The 15,364-nt window shown below is 59.4% G+C and carries 19 protein-coding genes and 1 tRNA gene; 8 read left to right on the top strand and 12 right to left on the bottom strand.

Annotated elements, in window-relative coordinates:
• Positions 1-20: 20 nt before the first annotated feature.
• Together ACP7BX_RS02605 and ACP7BX_RS02600 are read left to right on the top strand one after the other, a co-directional pair.
• On the top strand, positions 21-662 hold the full coding sequence (locus tag ACP7BX_RS02605; protein WP_033902680.1) for a LysE family translocator: 642 nt from the start codon (positions 21-23) through the stop codon (positions 660-662).
• Positions 663-781: 119 nt separating this feature from the next.
• On the top strand, positions 782-1,309 hold the full coding sequence (locus tag ACP7BX_RS02600; RefSeq protein WP_016975135.1) for a DUF4142 domain-containing protein: 528 nt from the start codon (positions 782-784) through the stop codon (positions 1,307-1,309).
• Positions 1,310-1,364: 55 nt separating this feature from the next.
• Here ACP7BX_RS02600 and ACP7BX_RS02595 read toward each other — a convergent pair whose 3' ends face one another.
• The 5 genes from ACP7BX_RS02595 to ACP7BX_RS02575 all read right to left on the bottom strand — a co-directional run bounded on the left by ACP7BX_RS02595 (position 1,365) and on the right by ACP7BX_RS02575 (position 4,155).
• Positions 1,365-1,790 (bottom strand): low affinity iron permease family protein, encoded by a 426-nt coding sequence (locus ACP7BX_RS02595; RefSeq protein ID WP_038842343.1) that lies wholly within the window; start codon positions 1,788-1,790, stop codon positions 1,365-1,367.
• A gap of 81 nt (positions 1,791-1,871) precedes the next feature.
• Positions 1,872-2,372: a methylated-DNA--[protein]-cysteine S-methyltransferase gene (locus ACP7BX_RS02590; protein WP_033902678.1), complete on the bottom strand. Its 501-nt coding sequence runs from the start codon at positions 2,370-2,372 to the stop codon at positions 1,872-1,874.
• A gap of 104 nt (positions 2,373-2,476) precedes the next feature.
• A complete protein-coding gene (locus ACP7BX_RS02585; protein WP_033902677.1) occupies positions 2,477-2,887 on the bottom strand; it encodes a type II toxin-antitoxin system HicB family antitoxin in 411 nt (136 codons plus the stop codon).
• A 22-nt stretch (positions 2,888-2,909) separates the two neighbouring features.
• Positions 2,910-3,092 carry a type II toxin-antitoxin system HicA family toxin gene (locus ACP7BX_RS02580; protein WP_426129652.1) on the bottom strand — a complete coding sequence of 61 codons (183 nt, stop codon included), beginning with the start codon at positions 3,090-3,092 and terminating at the stop codon, positions 2,910-2,912.
• A gap of 169 nt (positions 3,093-3,261) precedes the next feature.
• Positions 3,262-4,155, bottom strand: a complete 894-nt coding sequence (locus ACP7BX_RS02575) for a LysR family transcriptional regulator (RefSeq protein WP_061435651.1) — start codon at positions 4,153-4,155, stop codon at positions 3,262-3,264.
• Positions 4,156-4,250: 95 nt separating this feature from the next.
• Between ACP7BX_RS02575 and ACP7BX_RS02570 the strand changes: the two genes are divergently transcribed.
• From ACP7BX_RS02570 to ACP7BX_RS02560, 3 genes are all read left to right on the top strand, one after another.
• Positions 4,251-5,414, top strand: coding sequence for an MFS transporter (locus tag ACP7BX_RS02570; RefSeq protein WP_426129650.1), 1,164 nt, complete (start codon positions 4,251-4,253; stop codon positions 5,412-5,414).
• Complete coding sequence (locus ACP7BX_RS02565) at positions 5,411-6,577, top strand: MFS transporter (RefSeq protein WP_426129648.1); 1,167 nt, start codon at positions 5,411-5,413, stop codon at positions 6,575-6,577. The genes ACP7BX_RS02570 and ACP7BX_RS02565 overlap by 4 nt, the downstream gene beginning before the upstream one ends.
• 322 nt (positions 6,578-6,899) lie before the next feature.
• Complete coding sequence (locus tag ACP7BX_RS02560; protein ID WP_426129646.1) at positions 6,900-7,139, top strand: DUF6124 family protein; 240 nt, start codon at positions 6,900-6,902, stop codon at positions 7,137-7,139.
• Positions 7,140-7,207: 68 nt separating this feature from the next.
• Here the strand turns inward: ACP7BX_RS02560 and ACP7BX_RS02555 are convergent, their stop codons facing one another.
• The 6 genes from ACP7BX_RS02555 to ACP7BX_RS02530 form a co-directional block, all read right to left on the bottom strand.
• Positions 7,208-7,501 (bottom strand): DUF6482 family protein, encoded by a 294-nt coding sequence (locus ACP7BX_RS02555; protein WP_426129644.1) that lies wholly within the window; start codon positions 7,499-7,501, stop codon positions 7,208-7,210.
• 23 nt (positions 7,502-7,524) lie between these two features.
• Positions 7,525-8,049: a DUF3833 domain-containing protein gene (locus ACP7BX_RS02550; RefSeq protein ID WP_426129642.1), complete on the bottom strand. Its 525-nt coding sequence runs from the start codon at positions 8,047-8,049 to the stop codon at positions 7,525-7,527.
• Between the two features lie 185 nt (positions 8,050-8,234).
• Positions 8,235-8,308 (bottom strand) — tRNA-Gly (locus ACP7BX_RS02545).
• Positions 8,309-8,418: 110 nt separating this feature from the next.
• Complete coding sequence (locus tag ACP7BX_RS02540) at positions 8,419-9,303, bottom strand: alpha/beta fold hydrolase (protein WP_426129640.1); 885 nt, start codon at positions 9,301-9,303, stop codon at positions 8,419-8,421.
• A gap of 305 nt (positions 9,304-9,608) precedes the next feature.
• On the bottom strand, positions 9,609-10,301 hold the full coding sequence (locus ACP7BX_RS02535) for a 16S rRNA pseudouridine(516) synthase (RefSeq protein ID WP_426129638.1): 693 nt from the start codon (positions 10,299-10,301) through the stop codon (positions 9,609-9,611).
• The gene (locus ACP7BX_RS02530; RefSeq protein WP_426129636.1) at positions 10,301-10,513 is read right to left on the bottom strand and encodes a cysteine-rich CWC family protein; all 213 of its coding nucleotides are present in this window, start codon (positions 10,511-10,513) and stop codon (positions 10,301-10,303) included. Before ACP7BX_RS02530 ends, ACP7BX_RS02535 begins: the two co-directional genes overlap by 1 nt.
• A 185-nt stretch (positions 10,514-10,698) precedes the next feature.
• Here ACP7BX_RS02530 and ACP7BX_RS02525 point away from each other — a divergent pair, with 185 nt between their 5' ends.
• Positions 10,699-11,061 (top strand): hypothetical protein, encoded by a 363-nt coding sequence (locus ACP7BX_RS02525; protein ID WP_426129634.1) that lies wholly within the window; start codon positions 10,699-10,701, stop codon positions 11,059-11,061.
• A gap of 48 nt (positions 11,062-11,109) precedes the next feature.
• On the opposite strand, the gene ACP7BX_RS02520 is transcribed toward ACP7BX_RS02525, so the two are convergent.
• A complete protein-coding gene (locus ACP7BX_RS02520) occupies positions 11,110-12,222 on the bottom strand; it encodes an enoyl-CoA hydratase/isomerase family protein (protein ID WP_426129632.1) in 1,113 nt (370 codons plus the stop codon).
• 136 nt (positions 12,223-12,358) lie between these two features.
• Between ACP7BX_RS02520 and ung the strand changes: the two genes are divergently transcribed.
• On the top strand, positions 12,359-13,051 hold the full coding sequence (gene ung, locus ACP7BX_RS02515; protein ID WP_426129631.1) for a uracil-DNA glycosylase: 693 nt from the start codon (positions 12,359-12,361) through the stop codon (positions 13,049-13,051).
• 213 nt (positions 13,052-13,264) lie between these two features.
• Positions 13,265-15,286 (top strand): hypothetical protein, encoded by a 2,022-nt coding sequence (locus ACP7BX_RS02510; RefSeq protein WP_426129629.1) that lies wholly within the window; start codon positions 13,265-13,267, stop codon positions 15,284-15,286.
• Positions 15,287-15,364 lie beyond the last annotated feature (78 nt).

Raw genomic sequence — 15,364 nt, 5'->3', positions numbered from 1 at the left:
CCTCCGTTTGAGTCGCGCCCATGACCCCATCCTTGCTGCTCGCCGTCCTCGCTTCAGGTTTCATCTACGGTATTACCCCGGGGCCGGGGGTGTTGGCCGTGTTTGGTATCGGCGCCGCCCGTGGTCGCAGGGCCGGGGCGGGTTTCTTGTGCGGGCATCTGCTGGGGGATGTGGTGTGGTGCTCCACGGCGCTGATCGCTATCGTCGGCGCGCGGGAAGTGGGCAGCAGTGCGTTTGATGTGCTCGGCGTACTCAGCGGCCTGTACCTGTTCTGGCTCGGCTGGCGCGCGATTCGCACCCAGCGTCGCAGCAGTGATGCGCCCCAGGGCGCGGCACGGCATCCGTTCTGGCATGGCATTCTGTTCGGCCTGACCAACCCCAAGGCGTACCCGGTGGCGGTGGCGACGTTTACGGCGTTGTTGTCGAGCCGTGCCGAGTTGCTGACCTGGTCGATGCTGCCGTCGTTGATCTTCCTCAGCTTCGTCGGCGGCCTGCTGGCCTACGCGATCCTGATCGGCGTGGTCGGCGCGCAGCGGGTGCGTACGGTGTATCAACGCCATGAAATCCTGATCACCAAGCTCTGTGGTGTGATGTTTATCGGCTTCGCCATCAACGCCCTGGCGCACGCGTTGCCGGGCCTGTTTGGCAGCAAACCCGCTTGATTTGACGATGACCGTTCGTCGCACTGGCGAGTTTTTTCTAAACCTTTGCCGCCCTGAAAATTCGAATTGAGGGCGGGGTGTGTTCCCCCGCCCTTATTTTCAGCCTGGAGGAACCCATCATGAGCCGCATGGCTATCCGGTTACGCACCGCCAGTTTCGCGATGCTGCTGGGCCTCGGCGCCAGCAATGCTTTCGCCCAGTCGCCTGCTGAATTCATCGAGCAGGCTTCGGCCAAGGGTATGGCCGATATCGAAACCAGTCGCATGGCCCACGCCAAGACCTCGTCCCAGGAGATCAAGGACTACACCATCGAGGTGATCAACGAGCGCACCCTGGCCAACCAGCACCTAGCGGCCATTGCCAAGAAGCTCGACCTGCCGGTGGCACCGCGCGAAAAGATCGTCGACAAAGCCGAAACCCTGATGCCCGAACTCAAGGACGGCGACTCGTTTGATGCGGCCTACACAGCGCAGCAGGTGAAGGAAAATGAAGACGCCATCGCGCTGTTCAAACAGGAAGGCGCGGCGTCGGATGTGCCGGAAATAAAAGCGCTGGTCGACGAGACGCTGCCCAAGCTGGAAGAGCGTTTGCAGAAGGCTCGGGCCTTGGCATCGACTTACGGTAAAGGTCATCAAGGCGACGGTTAAGTTCGTCATCTGAAATAAAACAACGGCGGTTGGATCAGATCCAACCGCCGTTTTTTCATGCCTGGTTCAAATCGGTTTTGGTCGGTGCCGCATCGTCGGCGGCATGACCGCAGCTGCTGTTCAGGCTCACCGTGCCGGTGTTGCCGATGCTGCGGTATTCCTGGCGCAGTTTTTCCAGTTCCTTGCGATCCAGGCCATCCAGGCTGAGTACGGCATTCTGTGCATCCTTGGACACGCGCAGCAGTTCATCGATCTTGATATGCAGGATGTCGTTGTCGCGGTTTTGCGTGTTCTGGATCAGGAACACCATCAGGAACGTGATGATGGTGGTCGAGGTGTTGATGATCAGTTGCCACGTATCGTTGTAGTGGAAATACGGCCCGCTCAGGCTCCACGCCAGGATCAACGCCACCGCCGCGTAGAACGTGCGCGGGCTGCCGGCCCAACGGGACAGGGATTGGGAGACTGCGGAGAATTTCATGACCGTTTTCCTAGGAAGGGGTGATGAAATAATGGACCGCAGGGACTCTCTGAAATTTCTTTTTACATTTGCTGTGCGTCTTCAGAACGCCAATTCAGCCTGGCCTGTACCTTCCAGCGCCAGCAGATACTGCTTGGCTTCCAAGCCTCCCGCAAAGCCGGTCAGCCCGCCTGACGCACCAATGACCCGATGACACGGCGCAATGATCGAGATGGGGTTACGGCCATTGGCCGCACCGACTGCGCGCACGGCTTTCGGGTTGCCGATCTGTTGGGCGATCTGGCTGTAGCTGCGGGTTTCGCCGAAGGGAATGGTCAGCAAGGCCTGCCAGACCTGTTTCTGGAAATCGGTGCCGGCGAAGTCCAGTTCCAGCTCGAATTGGTGGCGGTTGCCAGCGAAGTACTCCTGCAATTGACGCTCGGTTTCCAACAGCACCGGGCTTTCAGGCGCCTCGTACAATTGTCCCAGGCGCACACGGTTGGCGCGTTCGGTTTCCCACAGGATGGCGCTGAGTTTGCCGTCGCGTGCCACCAGGGTGAGTTGGCCGACAGGGGAGGGCATGAGCTTGTATTCGTAGGGCATGATCGGGCTCCTGAAGGTGGGTGCAGTGGGAGTCTAGAGGGGAGCGCTGATCGGCAAACTACGTTTCTTGCGATCAAATTCAACGCCGCCAGTAGAGCCATTCGTTACCCCTCCTGTTGCAGCACTTTAAGCGCCGCCGACGCCAGAAACCCCGAGCGGCTTTTTTCTTCCGGATGGTGCAGTACATATTCATCGATGCGGTTCAGCAGGTAACCCGGCAACGTGATGTTGAGCTTCTGCGCCTTGCCCAGATACTTGGTGACATCAATGTCTACCACGGCCCAGGTGCAGCCTGCGTACTGGGGGTTGGCGGCATGCAGGGTGACCTTCTGCGCACTGGGAATCGGCGCACCGTCTTCGGCCAGGATCTCGAAGTGCCCTTCAATGGCTTCGCGGGCCATGGCCATGGCGTCGTCCAAGTCGTCACCGGCGGAATAACAACCAGGAATATCCGGCACTTCCACGCCCCAGGCGTGATCCTCGTCACCGGTTGAAATTGCAATCGGGTAAAGCATGTCTGTTGTCCTCCACGGACGCTTAAATCAACAGAGCTTGTTTCAAAATGCTCTTGGCGGTCTTGTCCAACAGGTCCTTCTTTGGATGTGGAATCGTCACCAGCCCCGGTTTAGTCGGGTGCTTGAAGTGATGATGACTCCCTCTGATACGCGCCAGATACCAACCGTCCGCAACGATGTGACCTATCAAATATCGGCTATCCACAACACCTCCTTGTGGTGTGTGTTGGTGGTGACTATAACCACTGAAAAGAAATTATCAACACTCTACCTACCAGTGGTCGATGACCGGTCTTTGGGGTAGGCGGTAATTAGAGTGTATGAGGGCGTAGGAATGGCGTCGGGGAGAGGTATTGCGAGGTTTTGCTATCGAGTTACCGCGTGTGTAGGGGCTGCGCAATGACGGCGAGAAACGCATCAACCAGCACACTTTTTGTTTCAGTACGGGTTAATACCAACAACTGAGCACACGCATCCACTTCCACCAGAGGCCGGTACGTCACGCCTTTATTCATCAAACTCTGCGTACATGCCGGCACCAACGCCACACCTTGTCCGGCGGCCACCAGCGCAATGATCGACGTGATCTGCCGCCCGGTCGGGCCCGGGCGCAAAGGCTGGCCGTGATGTCGATACAGCTGCTCGATGGACTGGTTGAGCCCCGATCCATAATCCGCCGGAAACAGGATCAACGGGTAGGCACTGAGCTGCGCCAGGTTGACGCTCGGCTGACGGGCCAACGGGCTCTCACTGGACACAGCGGCCACCAACCTTTCTTCGCCCAGGGACAGCGCTTGCACCGCTTCATCTTGCGGCAACAGGCGACTCAAACCGATATCCAGCCGCCCATCCGCCACCTGCGCGCCCAGGCTGCCGGAGGCACATTCCACCAGGGTCAATTGCACATCGGGAAAACGCAGGGCAAACGCCTGGATCGCCTGGCTGAACCGGTCCGACAGCGCGATCGAACTCACGTACCCCAGCGTCAGTTGCCCCGCAGTGCCCGCCGCCAGTTTGCCGGCGATCACTTGCGCCAACTCAACCTGCTCCAGCACACCACGGGCGTAGGGCAGGAACGAGCGGCCTTGCGCGGTGAGGCTGACCGTGCGACTGGTGCGATCAAACAACTTGAAGCCCAACTCGGTCTCCAGCGCCGAGATCTGGCGTGTCAGCGGCGGCTGCGCCAAGTGCAGGCGAATGGCCGCGCGGCCGAAGTGCAATTCCTCGGCGACCGTCAGAAAGTAACGCAGCTTGCGTAAGTCGAGCATCCTGATCCTTGGGTATCGATCGGTCCGAAATCGGTATTGGTTCCAGACCTGCCGGCCATTCTATAAAGACCTCACAAAATAAAACGAGAGGTTTCATGAAACCGCGCCTGCATTGTGCCCGTCTTGCCCTGTTCCTGTGTGGCTGCGCGGCGTTTCTCAACCTGTATGCCACCCAGAGCATTCTCCAGACATTCGCCGCGCAGTTTCACATCAGCGCCAAGGCGGCGGGGTGGAGTATCACCGTGACGACCTTGGCGGTGGCGATCACGGCGCCTTTCGTCAGCCGGCTGACCGGGCGCTTTGAGCAACGCACGGTGATCAGCGCTGCGGCGTTGTTGCTGGCGGTGCCTGCGTTGATGACAGCCTATGCCGGCAGCTTTGCCGAGGTGCTGGTGTGGCGGTTTGTGGAAGGCATGCTGATCCCGGTGCTGTTCGCTACCAGCGTGGCGTACATCGGCGACCGCTGGCGTGGCGGCACGGTCACGGAGGTCACCAGTCTTTACGTGGCCGGGACGGTGTTGGGTGGGTTTGCCGGGCGCTTCGTCACGGGTGTGATGACGGAGTACGTGGGCTGGCGCGAAGCCTTTGAATTGATGGCGGTGCTAAGCCTGATGGTGGGTGGGTTTATCCAGTTCCTGTTGCCGGTCAGCCGTGCGCGATCCGTGAGGGTTGAAACTGCGTTTTCGGCGGTTTTTCGCAAGCCTTTATTGGCTGCCTACGCGGTAGGTTTTTGCGTGCTGTTTTCCCAGGTGGCGGCGTTTACCTACGCAGGTTTGTATCTCGGGTTACCGCCGTTCAGCCTGGGGCCTGCGGCTCTGGGTACGCTGTACATGGTGTTCCTGCTGGCGCTGATCGTGATCCCCATCGCCGGCCGCCTCAGCAAGGCCCGGCCTCATGCTGAACTGCTGAGCGTGGCTGCGGTGCTGGGTATTACCGGCTCCGCGCTGACGCTGTTGCCCTCTTTGTGGTGCATCGTTACAGGCCTGGCGCTCAGCTCGACTGGCGTGTTCCTGGCCCAGGCGGCGGCCAACGCATTCACCACCGCGACCGCAGGTGACAACAAAGCAGGCGCCGTGGGCGTTTACCTCACCTGTTACTACCTGGGCGGCAGTTGCGGTGCGATTGTGCCAGCGTTGATTTGGGAGCGTTGGGGCTGGGCCGGGTGTGTGGTGCTGATTATCGCCTTCCAGATGTTGACCTTGTTGATCGCGCTCACTGGCTGGAAGCCCGTTAAACCTCAACTGATCGCGACGCCATGAACGACATCTCAAACCGCCGCCGTACCTTGATCGCCGGCTGCAGTGCCCATGCCGTGCATGATGGCCTTACCGATGTCATCTACGTGCTACTCCCAATCTGGCAGGCGCAGTTTGCGCTGTCCTACGCCCAGATCGGACTGTTACGCGGTGCTTATTCCGGGATGATGGCAGTGTTTCAACTCATGGCCAGCGGCGCCGCGAAACGCTGGGGCCGGGTATCGATGCTGGTGGGCGGCACAGCACTTGCCGGTGCGGCTTATCTAATGGTGGGCCAAGCCACTGGATGGGTGATGTTGCTACTGGCACTTCTGTTAGGTGGCTTGGGCGCCAGCACCCAACATCCGCTGGCCTCTTCGATGATCAGCGACGCCTACGAGGACGGTGGCGGAATCAAGCAGGCATTGTCCCAGTACAACTTTTCCGGCGATATCGGCAAAACGCTGATACCGGGTTTGGTTGGCCTGCTGCTCACCGTCATCAGCTGGCGTGCCGGCGCGACGTTGCTGGGGTTACTCGGCTTGGCGGCGGCGGGGCTGCTGTGGTGGTTGGTTCCTACGCAAGTATCCGAATCCACTTCTACAAAAAACACCAAGCCTTTCAGCGCAAGCGTCTCCGTCACCGGCCTGCGCGCGTTGATTCTCACCGGCACCCTCGACAGCGCCGTGCGCATGGGTTTTCTCACCTTCCTGCCCTTTCTGCTGCAAGCGAAAGGCGCGGGCACTGCCGGTATCGGCCTGGCCCTGACGCTGCTGTTTATCGGGGGCGCATTCGGCAAATTGCTCTGCGGTTACCTGGGGGCGCGCATCGGCATGATGAAAACCGTGTGGCTGACGGAAACCAGCACCGTGTTGCTGATCGTTGCCGCCGTGTATGTGCCGCTGGCCGGGTTGATGGCGATGCTGCCGTTATTGGGCCTGGTGCTCAACGGTACGTCTTCGGTGCTGTACGGTGCCGTGCCAGATCTGGCGGGCGCGGGGAAGCGGGAGCAGGCGTTTGCGGTGTTCTACACCGGCACCATTGGGGGTGGTGCGCTGGCGCCGGTGGTGTTCGGCGGGGTGGGGGATGCGTTGGGCGTGTCGTTGGCGGTGATGGTATTGGCGGGGGTGTTGCTGGTGACGTTGCCGTTGGCGTGGGTGGTGCGGCGGGGGATGATCGATGAGTGATAAATGCAGGATCGGGGTGTGCTCTTGAACCTTGCGGCATTGCCTACACAACGATCAGAATCGTCCGAGTTGTGCGTCTTGGGCGACCTCTTTAAGGTTCGTCTGCCGCTGCCTATCAGCGGTCGGGTTTAGTAGCTCGATAAAAAATTTCCTCGGCGTATGGCTGTCCTTGCAGTCAGGCATTTCAGTGCCTGAATCTATTGGTAGCTGTGCGCAGGGCGTCTTCGGGCGCGCCGGTTTTCGAGGAAGTTTCCGGTCTACTAACCTGCGTACAGCTGCCACCCTAACCTTTTGGGTGGTGGTCCTTACCGAGGATCAACAGATGTGTAATGACTCATGTAATCCATCCGTAAAACTGTTCAGCGTCCGTCCCGAAGCCAACACCGAAGCACTGCTCGCCAACGCCTACGAAACCATCGCCGGCGCGGGAGCCATGACCAGTGAGTTCGCCGAAACCCTGCCCTCCCAACAGCGCTACCTGGCCCTTGCGATTCAGCAAATGATCGAGTTGGGGCTGATGCTGGTGGAAGCGGCGCAGGACCGCGTGGATCAAGTCGCCTAAGTACTGAATAGGCTTGCCTTCCCAGGCCGCCCATACCAAGGGGGAGGGGAGCCAACAAATTCCAAATCTTACAGGGACGAGTCCAGCGAAAACGGAATGCGCAATGCGCCAATCGGTCCTTCCCGCACACCGCACATTTCATCGTGCACGCAGTGCTGCACCAGTGGTGGAACCCGTTGCAACAGGCTGCGCAAATGCGTGGTGGAGCCGATGCGCAGCGGCTTGGCGTCATCGCCGTGCAGTGTCATCTCAACGTTATCCAGCCTGATGCGCGCGATGTAGAAGCCACCTTCCAGTGACAGTAACTCCAGCTCGCGAACTTCACCGTTCATGGCCAACTCAGTCAGCATTTGCAGGTTCATGTTTCACCCTCACTGCGGGTCATTCATTGGCGACGAAAGAACAGCGTGACCTGGCCCCATTCGACGCCGAACTTGGTCATGCTGGAGCGGTTGATCAGGGTGTCCTCGTCCATCAGGTACATCCAGTCATCAAAGCTCACCTCGTAGACCGAACCGTCCACCGGCAGGTTGAGCCTGTAGCGCCAACGCAGCGCGTTACCTGCCACTTCGCCGATCGCCTCGCCGACCACATCACCCGCCCGGCCCTTCCAGCGCCCCGGGCCATCCGGTGTCAGCGTCCACACACGTTGTTGACGCGTGCCGTCGCTGTACAGAAAACGCTCGTCGAGAATCAAGGCGTTGCCCTCGCGCCGGCTGGCGATAGCCACTTCAAAGCGCTTGGTGACCTCACCGGAACGCTTCTGGAAAATGCCCCAGGCTTTGACGGGCTTGCTGAAGAAACGCTCCAGGTCCAGCTGCGGCTGTTGGTCAACGTAGCGCTCGACGCCTACGTTGGCGCAACTGCCCAAACTCAACACCAATACTAATGAAACCAGTAGACGTGTCATTGCTCGGCTCCGTGATTGTGCGTCAGCGCGTATGAATGATACTTGTACAAGAACATAAATTTGTACAGGTATTCCCGACGCGATGATTGATGCATCAAATCGCGGCCATAAAAAAACCGGTCATCAAGGACCGGTTTTTATGCATCCCCCGTCAAACACAACTTGACGCGAAACGAGAATTTGAGTGGAGCGGGTAGAGGGAATCGAACCCTCGTCGGAAGCTTGGGAAGCTACTGTTCTACCATTAAACTATACCCGCTCAGAGCGGCTGACTTTGTACCAGATGTTCGCGGGGATTTGAAGTTTTTCTTCAAAAATGTGTGGGTTACGTGCTTGTGGGAGCAGGCAAGCCAGCTCCCCCACAAGCGTTCAAATGGCAAAGGCATGCTGCGCCTGGCCCTGGTGATAGCGCAACCGGCTGACCTGCCGCTGCGGTTTCAAGAAGCCCACCACCGCCTCCCGGCTGTCCCGGCACGCCGCCTTGTGCTCCATGTCCAGGAAATGCCCCGTCGCTTGAATCGTACTGAAGCTGCTGTTGGCCACATGCTGGCCAAACAGCTTGGCATCCTGGGCGCTGGTGTATTCGTCCCATTCACCGTTGAGAAACAATACCGGAATGTCGATCTGCTTGGCCGCCTTGAGGTAGCACAGGCGGTCACTGTTGAGCACATGGCTGATGTGAAAGTGCATCTGCCCATACTCATGCTCGGCCAGGCTGCTCACGTGCTTGTAGTTGAAGCGCTTGAACAGTGACGGCAGGTGTTTGCCGATGGTGCTGTTGACGAGGTGGCCGACGCGGTCGCGGTCGAGGTTGCCGAGGTAGTCGACGCCGCGTTCGAGGTAGTCGCGCATCGGGGCGTTGATCACCGGGGAGAACGAACTGATCACGGCCTTCTCCACGCGACGTGGGCGATGGGCGAGGGCGACCAGGGTGGCGGCGCCGCCCCAGGAAAAGGACAGTACGTGTTCGGCGGCGAAGTGATCGATGAGTTCCAGCAGGAGCTGGCCTTCGACTTCCTTCGTCAGCATCTGCTCATGGCGGTTATGGATTTTGGAGCGGCCAGCGTAGGGCTGGTCGTACAAAACCACATTGAATTGCGGGTACAGGCTTTTCACGGTTTGGGCGAAGGATGCCGTGGTGGCCATGGAGCCGTTGACCAGGATGATGGTCTTTGCAGCAGCGTCCGCGCGATAGAACTCCGTGTAAACCCGATACTGACCCTGTATATCCAGCACAGCGATTTCTGGCCTCATGTCGTAAGACTCCTGGCAAGCGGGTAGAGCGCGCAGATCACTCTGCACGAGCTTTGTGACAGGTAGGCATACGCCTGGAAAAGGAGGGCCCATGTCGGTCCGATGACGGCTGGCCGACGGCTATTGTTATGGCGGGCTGTTTGCCTGAGAGGCCCGTAGATCAAGCGCGGGCGGGGCAAGGTGTTTCTTGGAGGTTATAGGCGACTCGCCAGTCATATTTAAACTGGTGATCCTGATTCAAGCAGCAGAGGCGCTACCCCGCAAGGCGACAGGACGGTTTTTTGCCATCACCGGCCGAACGGTCGTCAGACCTGTCGGATTTCGTCGTCAGTCAGCGCCCGATACTGGCCCGGCGCAAGGGCCACATCCAGCACCAAAGGGCCCATCCGCTCGCGGTGCAGGCCGATCACCTTGTTATCAAAGTGCCCGAACATGCGTTTCACTTGGTGGTAGCGGCCTTCGACAATGCTCAGCCGTGCGGTCGTCGGCCCAAGCAATTGCAGTTCGGCGGGTTGGGTGGTGAGGTCTTCGAATGCGAAGTACAGACCCTCGGTAAAGGTACTCGCATATTCAGGGCCGATAGCCTGCTCGGTCTCTACGAGGTAGACCTTGGGCAGTTTGGTCTGTGGCTGCGTCAGTCGCCGCGACCATTGGCCATCGTTGGTGATCAGCATGAGGCCGGTGGTGTTGAAATCCAGACGACCGGCAATGTGCAGCTCATGTTTGTCCGGCTCATCCAGTAAATCCAGCACGGTTGGGTGCTGTGGGTCCGCTGTGGCGCTTACGCAACCCTGGGGTTTGTGCAGCATGAAGTAGCGCGCCGGTTTGCCGGCTTGCAACACTTCATCGTCAACGCACACTCGGCTGAATTCCCGCACCTCATGATGAGGATCACTGACGGCAACACCATCCACAGACACACGCCGTTCAACCAGCAGCAGGCGAACTTGCTGGCGATTGAAGCGCGGCAGGTTACTGAGGAAACGGTCAACCCGCATTATTTCGGCTCAGCTGCGCGTAACTGCTCATCCACTTGGGCACAGCGCGGGCACAGGCAGGCCGTGTTGCGCAGTTCCATGGGCAGGGCTTCGAGTACCGCCGGGTCGATGTTGACGCTAAAGCACCAGCAGGCTTGGTCGGCTGTGCGCGGGTCGGCCAGGGTGCAGTCGTTGCGCGCGCCGCAGGCGGGGCAGTGAGTGGGGGTGGTCATGGTGGGTTCAGGCAACATCGCGGAAGTCCCCGCACGATACCAGATCGTCGGAAACAGATGTTTCAACCTATGTCCAAAACGCACCAGATTCAGTTTTTGATGTCCCATATTTTGTCATCCGGCGAAAGCTGGATGCCGCCCTCCAGCGTCGCTGGAGGTGCTCTTCCGCGGTCCAGGAGGCCGCCATGTATCGACGATTGCTGCTCAGCGCTTTACTCGGTCTGACCCTTTGCGCTTGCGTGCCCTATTACGATGGCGGCCAGAGCTATTACCGTTCTGAGGTCTACACCTCACCGGCACCGGCGTATTACTACGGCGGCGGCACGGCGTATCAGTACCGCCGTGATTACTACCCCGCGCCGCGCTACTACGCGCCCCAACCGCGCTACTACTCGGCCCCGCGTTATTACCAGCCTGCTCCGCGTTACTACGGGCCGCGTGCCGGTTACCGGCCTTATCCGAACCAAGGCTGGGGCGGCGACCGGTGGGGGAATGGCGGGCGCGGACGCGGTTCCGACCATGGAGGGGGCCGAGGCGGTCACCGTTGACAGGCCTGTATTACAAGCGGCGCATGAAGCGCCGCTTTTTTATGGGCGTCAGTAATCCGACAAGTCCGCCAACGGATGGCGGCCTTCCCACGCTTTGTTGAAGTGCGCCTGCACCACCGCCTCCGGAACCGTATTGATATCCGGCCAATGCCAACGGGGCGTCTGGTCCTTGTCGATCAACCGCGCGCGCACCCCTTCGCTGAATTCCGGGTGACGGCAGCAATTGAGGCTCATCGTGTATTCCATCTGGAACACCTGCGCCAGGGACAGGTGCCGGGCACGCTGGATCTGCTCCCACACCAGATGAGCGGTCAGCGGGCAGCCTTCGCTCAGCGTCTTACCGGCTCGGCTGAACAGGGGATCGGCGTGCTCACGCAGTGGGCTCAAGTTGCGCCAGGCACACCGCACATCGCCCACGTCCAGCCATTCGTCGATCTGGGCCCGGCGCGGCAGCCACTGCGCTTCGGGTTGCTGGTCGACAGCTTTCTGGGCCAGCGCCTTGAGCAGGCTGTTGAGTTGCATCGCGGTCTGTTCCTGCCAGTTCAATTGCAGCAAACCGTCGAGCAATTCGTCTTGCTGATCATCGCGCAGGAAGCGGTCGGCCAGGCCCAGATCCAGAGCGTCGCGGCCATTGATAGGCGCGCCGGTAAGGCCGAGGAACAACCCCAGCTTGCCCGGCAGGCGCGACAGGAACCAACTGGCGCCGACGTCCGGGTACAGGCCGATACTGATCTCCGGCATGGCCAGCCGGCTGCTCGGTGTCACGATGCGCACCGTGGCACTTTGCAACAGGCCCATGCCGCCACCCAGCACGTAGCCGTGGCCCCAGCAAATCACCGGTTTTGGGTAGGTGTGCAGGCGATAGTCGAGACGATACTCCGCCGCAAAAAACTGTGCGGCCAGGTCAGACACCACACCCGGCTGTTCAAGGCAGGCCAACGCCAGGCTGCGCACTTCTCCGCCGGCGCAAAATGCCTTGGGGCCGTTACCGCGCAGCAGCACACAGACGATGTTCGGGTCTTTGGCCCAAGCATCCAGGCGTTCGCTCAGCGCCAGGATCATCGGCAAGGAGAGCGCATTGAGGGATTTTTCAGCGTCGAGGCTGGCGATGCCGATGCGGGCACCGTCGCTGCCGGTCAGCTCTTCGAAGTGCAGGTTCATCGTGACCTCAATCGATAAGGTGAAGGATGAGTATGATCGCTTCGTAGGAAAGCGCCGTTGGTGTGTCAGATCAATTGACAAGCGGGGTCGGCTTTCCTAGGGTTCGCCTCATTCTTTTTTACAAGACTATTCAACCATGACCGAAGACGACCGTATCAAACTCGAACCCAGCTGGAAACACGCCTTGCGGGATCAGTTCGAGCAGCCGTACATGGCCCAGTTGCGCGAGTTCCTGCGCCAGGAACATGCCGCCGGCAAAGAGATCTACCCGCCCGGCCCACTGATTTTCAACGCGCTCAATTCCACGCCGTTGGATAAGGTCAAAGTCGTGATCCTCGGCCAGGACCCCTACCACGGCCCCGGCCAGGCCCACGGTTTGTGCTTCTCGGTGCAACCGGGCGTGCCGGCGCCGCCGTCGCTGGTCAATATCTACAAAGAACTCAAGCGCGACCTGAACATCGACATCCCCAACCATGGCTACCTGCAAAGCTGGGCCGACCAGGGCGTGCTGATGCTCAACACCACCATGACCGTCGAGCGCGCCAACGCCAACGCCCATGCGGGCAAAGGCTGGCAGTTCTTTACCGACCGCATTATCGAGGTGGTCAGCGAGCATCAGCCGCACCTGGTGTTCCTGCTGTGGGGCGCCCATGCCCAGGGCAAGCAGAAGCTGATCGATGCCACCAAGCACCTGGTGCTGACCTCGGTGCACCCGTCGCCGCTGTCGGCGTATCGCGGGTTTCTGGGGTGCGGGCATTTCAGTCGCACCAACAAGTTTCTTGAGCAGAATGGCGAGACGCCGATTGAGTGGCGGTTGCCGTCTATCTGATGGCCGTGAGGAGGGCAAGCCTCCTCCGCTCACGCAAGTCATTGTTTGACGGTGCTTTGGTCGTGCGTTCCACGTAAGCCAAGCACTTGCGGCCCGATCCTACCTGTTAGTTCTGACAGTATCCGTTTCGGGTTCAATCGCATTAACTCCTCTCTCTGGCCTCTGGAATCGATGGCCAACAACCCTCACTGAGGCTTGCCGAGGAGAGTAGACATGCCAAAACCTGAACCCATTGGAGTGACAAACGCCGGCATTCTGGAGTTGCACGCACCGTTGGCGCCTGACTCGCTGGATTTGATGCCTGACGATGTCGGCCGGAAAATACCGGTGTCGTTTCAAAGCACGGGACTGCGCGTTCAGGTGCCTGAACTCCCACCCGGCAGTGATAGTCTCGACTCAGGCGATATAACGGTATTCAACTGGTATTGGGATGACGTTCTGTTTGCGACCGAAAAGCTGGAGGCGCCCTATGACGAATCCGACCTGCCTGATGTCGATGCCGTGGCGCCTTCATATCTTATGGATGTAGGTGGGCTGCACCGTCTGAAATACGAAGTGGTCTTGAGAGAAAGCAGCAGTAATCCTGGCGTTCCCTCATTCATAACCCTGTTGGACAGCGACAAGGTCGGCCCGAATCAGGGGCAGCGTGGACCGCGGTTGCGGTTTTCTGCGGTGATCGACGCCGAGGGTGTCACTGATGAATACCTGGATGATCCGGCCAATGGAGATCGGGTAGTTGGCACCATCGCTCCCCTCTGGTTGGACGCCCGTTTAGGCGACGTTGTTGAGGGGTATTTGACACTGCTGCCCTTTCGTAAACCTGCGCGAAAACGTGACCGTCGTCTGGACATTGTTGCCACCACCGAGATCACACAAGCGCACAAAGACGGGACTCTACCCGTTGAATTACATTTCCCCGGTAACATCCTGCGCGGGCTGAAAAATGCCGAGTACAACGCCCACTACTATCTGCGCGATCGCTCGGGCCGCGAGTCTGGCCCTTCCCTTACGTCCCCTCTATTGATCAATTTGACGCCGACGCCCGGCGAGTTGCGCGCGGTTCAGATACCTCAATTGGCGGACGGCCTGATAAACCTCGATGACGCCCGCCAAAAACCGGATGGCGTGTACATGCAAATCCTCGAAGTGTACGGCGCCGCGCCGGGGGATTTTCTGCATCCTTTCTGGGACCGTATCCCCCTGACCTCTATCAAGATTGCCGCGATTCAGGCGTGGCCTATCACCGTCCCCATTCCGTATCCAGTGTTGGCGAGTGGCGGTTATGAGTACACACCTGGAGTGATCCGAGCGGAATACGACTGGCAGCGGGGGACTGCGTCCGCGAGGCCGTCTGTCACCCGGTTTGTTCCGGTCAACCTGACCGTGGCAGGCAATGTGAGCCCTGATAATCCAGACCCGCTCAACCGCTTGCTGCCGGTGGTGACGGTCAAAGGTAAAGACGGTGACAACCAGTTGAGCGTGAATGACGAAGGGCTGCGCGTACGGGTGGTGGCCCCTCTATACGACAATCCGAAACCAGGAGAATGGCTGGAGTTGATGGCGGGCACCCATCCAGCACCTATTGCAACGTATGAAGTAAAACTGGGGGACACGGCCGGGAAGGAAGTCGAATGGTTTGTCGACTGGGCAATCATTGAGCTTCTGGGGGGCGGGCTGGTCCCGTTTTTCTACTGGACCTTCAACGGCGTTAACAGGCAGCGGGCACGGGATACGCAGGTGTTGATCAACATCATCCCGATTGTGGGGTTGAAAGACCTCGAGTATGTGGGGGTGACCTACGGCCCAGGCCCGGATGCCGGCTTTATCAGTTGCCCTTTGCGGCCGTGGGTTAACGGCGTGGGCGTCTGGATTCCGGGAGACGCAAGCCGGTTGGCCTGGGGCGATGAACTGAGATTGCACTGGGCCAGTTATGCGCATCCGGCTGGCTTTGCCGGTGCGGTCATCCCTGAAACCATCCATACCTTTACGCACACGCTGACCGGGAATGAACACCGCGACGGATTTACCTTCCAGGTGCCTTTTGTTCCGTACATCAAGGCGCCGGGTCTGGTAGAACCGGCGCCGGGCCAGACTCATCCTCGCCATGGCTCGGCTGTCGCGCGCTATCAGGTCATCAAACCCTTAGGCGCTGGCATGGGCTATTCCGGTCGCAAGTTGGTGTACATCACGTTGATTCGGCTGGCTGGCAAGCCGCCTTGTCTTTCGGATGATTAAAACGTTGCGTAACTGTCAGATCTGACAGTTATGCAGCCGTTTAAAACGCTATTCAATGAACGAGACGTCATCAGGTTT

The sequence above is a fragment of the Pseudomonas sp. DWP3-1-3b3 genome (genome assembly GCF_049896305.1).
Lineage (GTDB): Bacteria > Pseudomonadota > Gammaproteobacteria > Pseudomonadales > Pseudomonadaceae > Aquipseudomonas > Aquipseudomonas azotoformans_A.
This window is presented reverse-complemented; position numbering and strand designations above follow the sequence as displayed.

Bases quoted from the DNA above. Each gene is read 5' to 3' on its own strand.
- ACP7BX_RS02575 (WP_061435651.1), bottom strand. From the start codon at position 4,155: ATGCTCGACTTACGCAAGCTGCGTTACTTTCTGACGGTCGCCGAGGAA.
- ACP7BX_RS02560 (WP_426129646.1), top strand. From the start codon at position 6,900: ATGTGTAATGACTCATGTAATCCATCCGTAAAACTGTTCAGCGTCCGT.
- ung (WP_426129631.1), top strand. From the start codon at position 12,359: ATGACCGAAGACGACCGTATCAAACTCGAACCCAGCTGGAAACACGCC.
- ACP7BX_RS02595 (WP_038842343.1), bottom strand. From the start codon at position 1,790: ATGAAATTCTCCGCAGTCTCCCAATCCCTGTCCCGTTGGGCCGGCAGC.
- ACP7BX_RS02520 (WP_426129632.1), bottom strand. From the start codon at position 12,222: ATGAACCTGCACTTCGAAGAGCTGACCGGCAGCGACGGTGCCCGCATC.
- ACP7BX_RS02565 (WP_426129648.1), top strand. From the start codon at position 5,411: ATGAACGACATCTCAAACCGCCGCCGTACCTTGATCGCCGGCTGCAGT.
- ACP7BX_RS02555 (WP_426129644.1), bottom strand. From the start codon at position 7,501: ATGAACCTGCAAATGCTGACTGAGTTGGCCATGAACGGTGAAGTTCGC.
- ACP7BX_RS02540 (WP_426129640.1), bottom strand. From the start codon at position 9,303: ATGAGGCCAGAAATCGCTGTGCTGGATATACAGGGTCAGTATCGGGTT.
- ACP7BX_RS02605 (WP_033902680.1), top strand. From the start codon at position 21: ATGACCCCATCCTTGCTGCTCGCCGTCCTCGCTTCAGGTTTCATCTAC.
- ACP7BX_RS02530 (WP_426129636.1), bottom strand. From the start codon at position 10,513: ATGACCACCCCCACTCACTGCCCCGCCTGCGGCGCGCGCAACGACTGC.
- ACP7BX_RS02550 (WP_426129642.1), bottom strand. From the start codon at position 8,049: ATGACACGTCTACTGGTTTCATTAGTATTGGTGTTGAGTTTGGGCAGT.
- ACP7BX_RS02590 (WP_033902678.1), bottom strand. From the start codon at position 2,372: ATGCCCTACGAATACAAGCTCATGCCCTCCCCTGTCGGCCAACTCACC.
- ACP7BX_RS02600 (WP_016975135.1), top strand. From the start codon at position 782: ATGAGCCGCATGGCTATCCGGTTACGCACCGCCAGTTTCGCGATGCTG.
- ACP7BX_RS02535 (WP_426129638.1), bottom strand. From the start codon at position 10,301: ATGCGGGTTGACCGTTTCCTCAGTAACCTGCCGCGCTTCAATCGCCAG.
- ACP7BX_RS02525 (WP_426129634.1), top strand. From the start codon at position 10,699: ATGTATCGACGATTGCTGCTCAGCGCTTTACTCGGTCTGACCCTTTGC.
- ACP7BX_RS02585 (WP_033902677.1), bottom strand. From the start codon at position 2,887: ATGCTTTACCCGATTGCAATTTCAACCGGTGACGAGGATCACGCCTGG.
- ACP7BX_RS02570 (WP_426129650.1), top strand. From the start codon at position 4,251: ATGAAACCGCGCCTGCATTGTGCCCGTCTTGCCCTGTTCCTGTGTGGC.
- ACP7BX_RS02510 (WP_426129629.1), top strand. From the start codon at position 13,265: ATGCCAAAACCTGAACCCATTGGAGTGACAAACGCCGGCATTCTGGAG.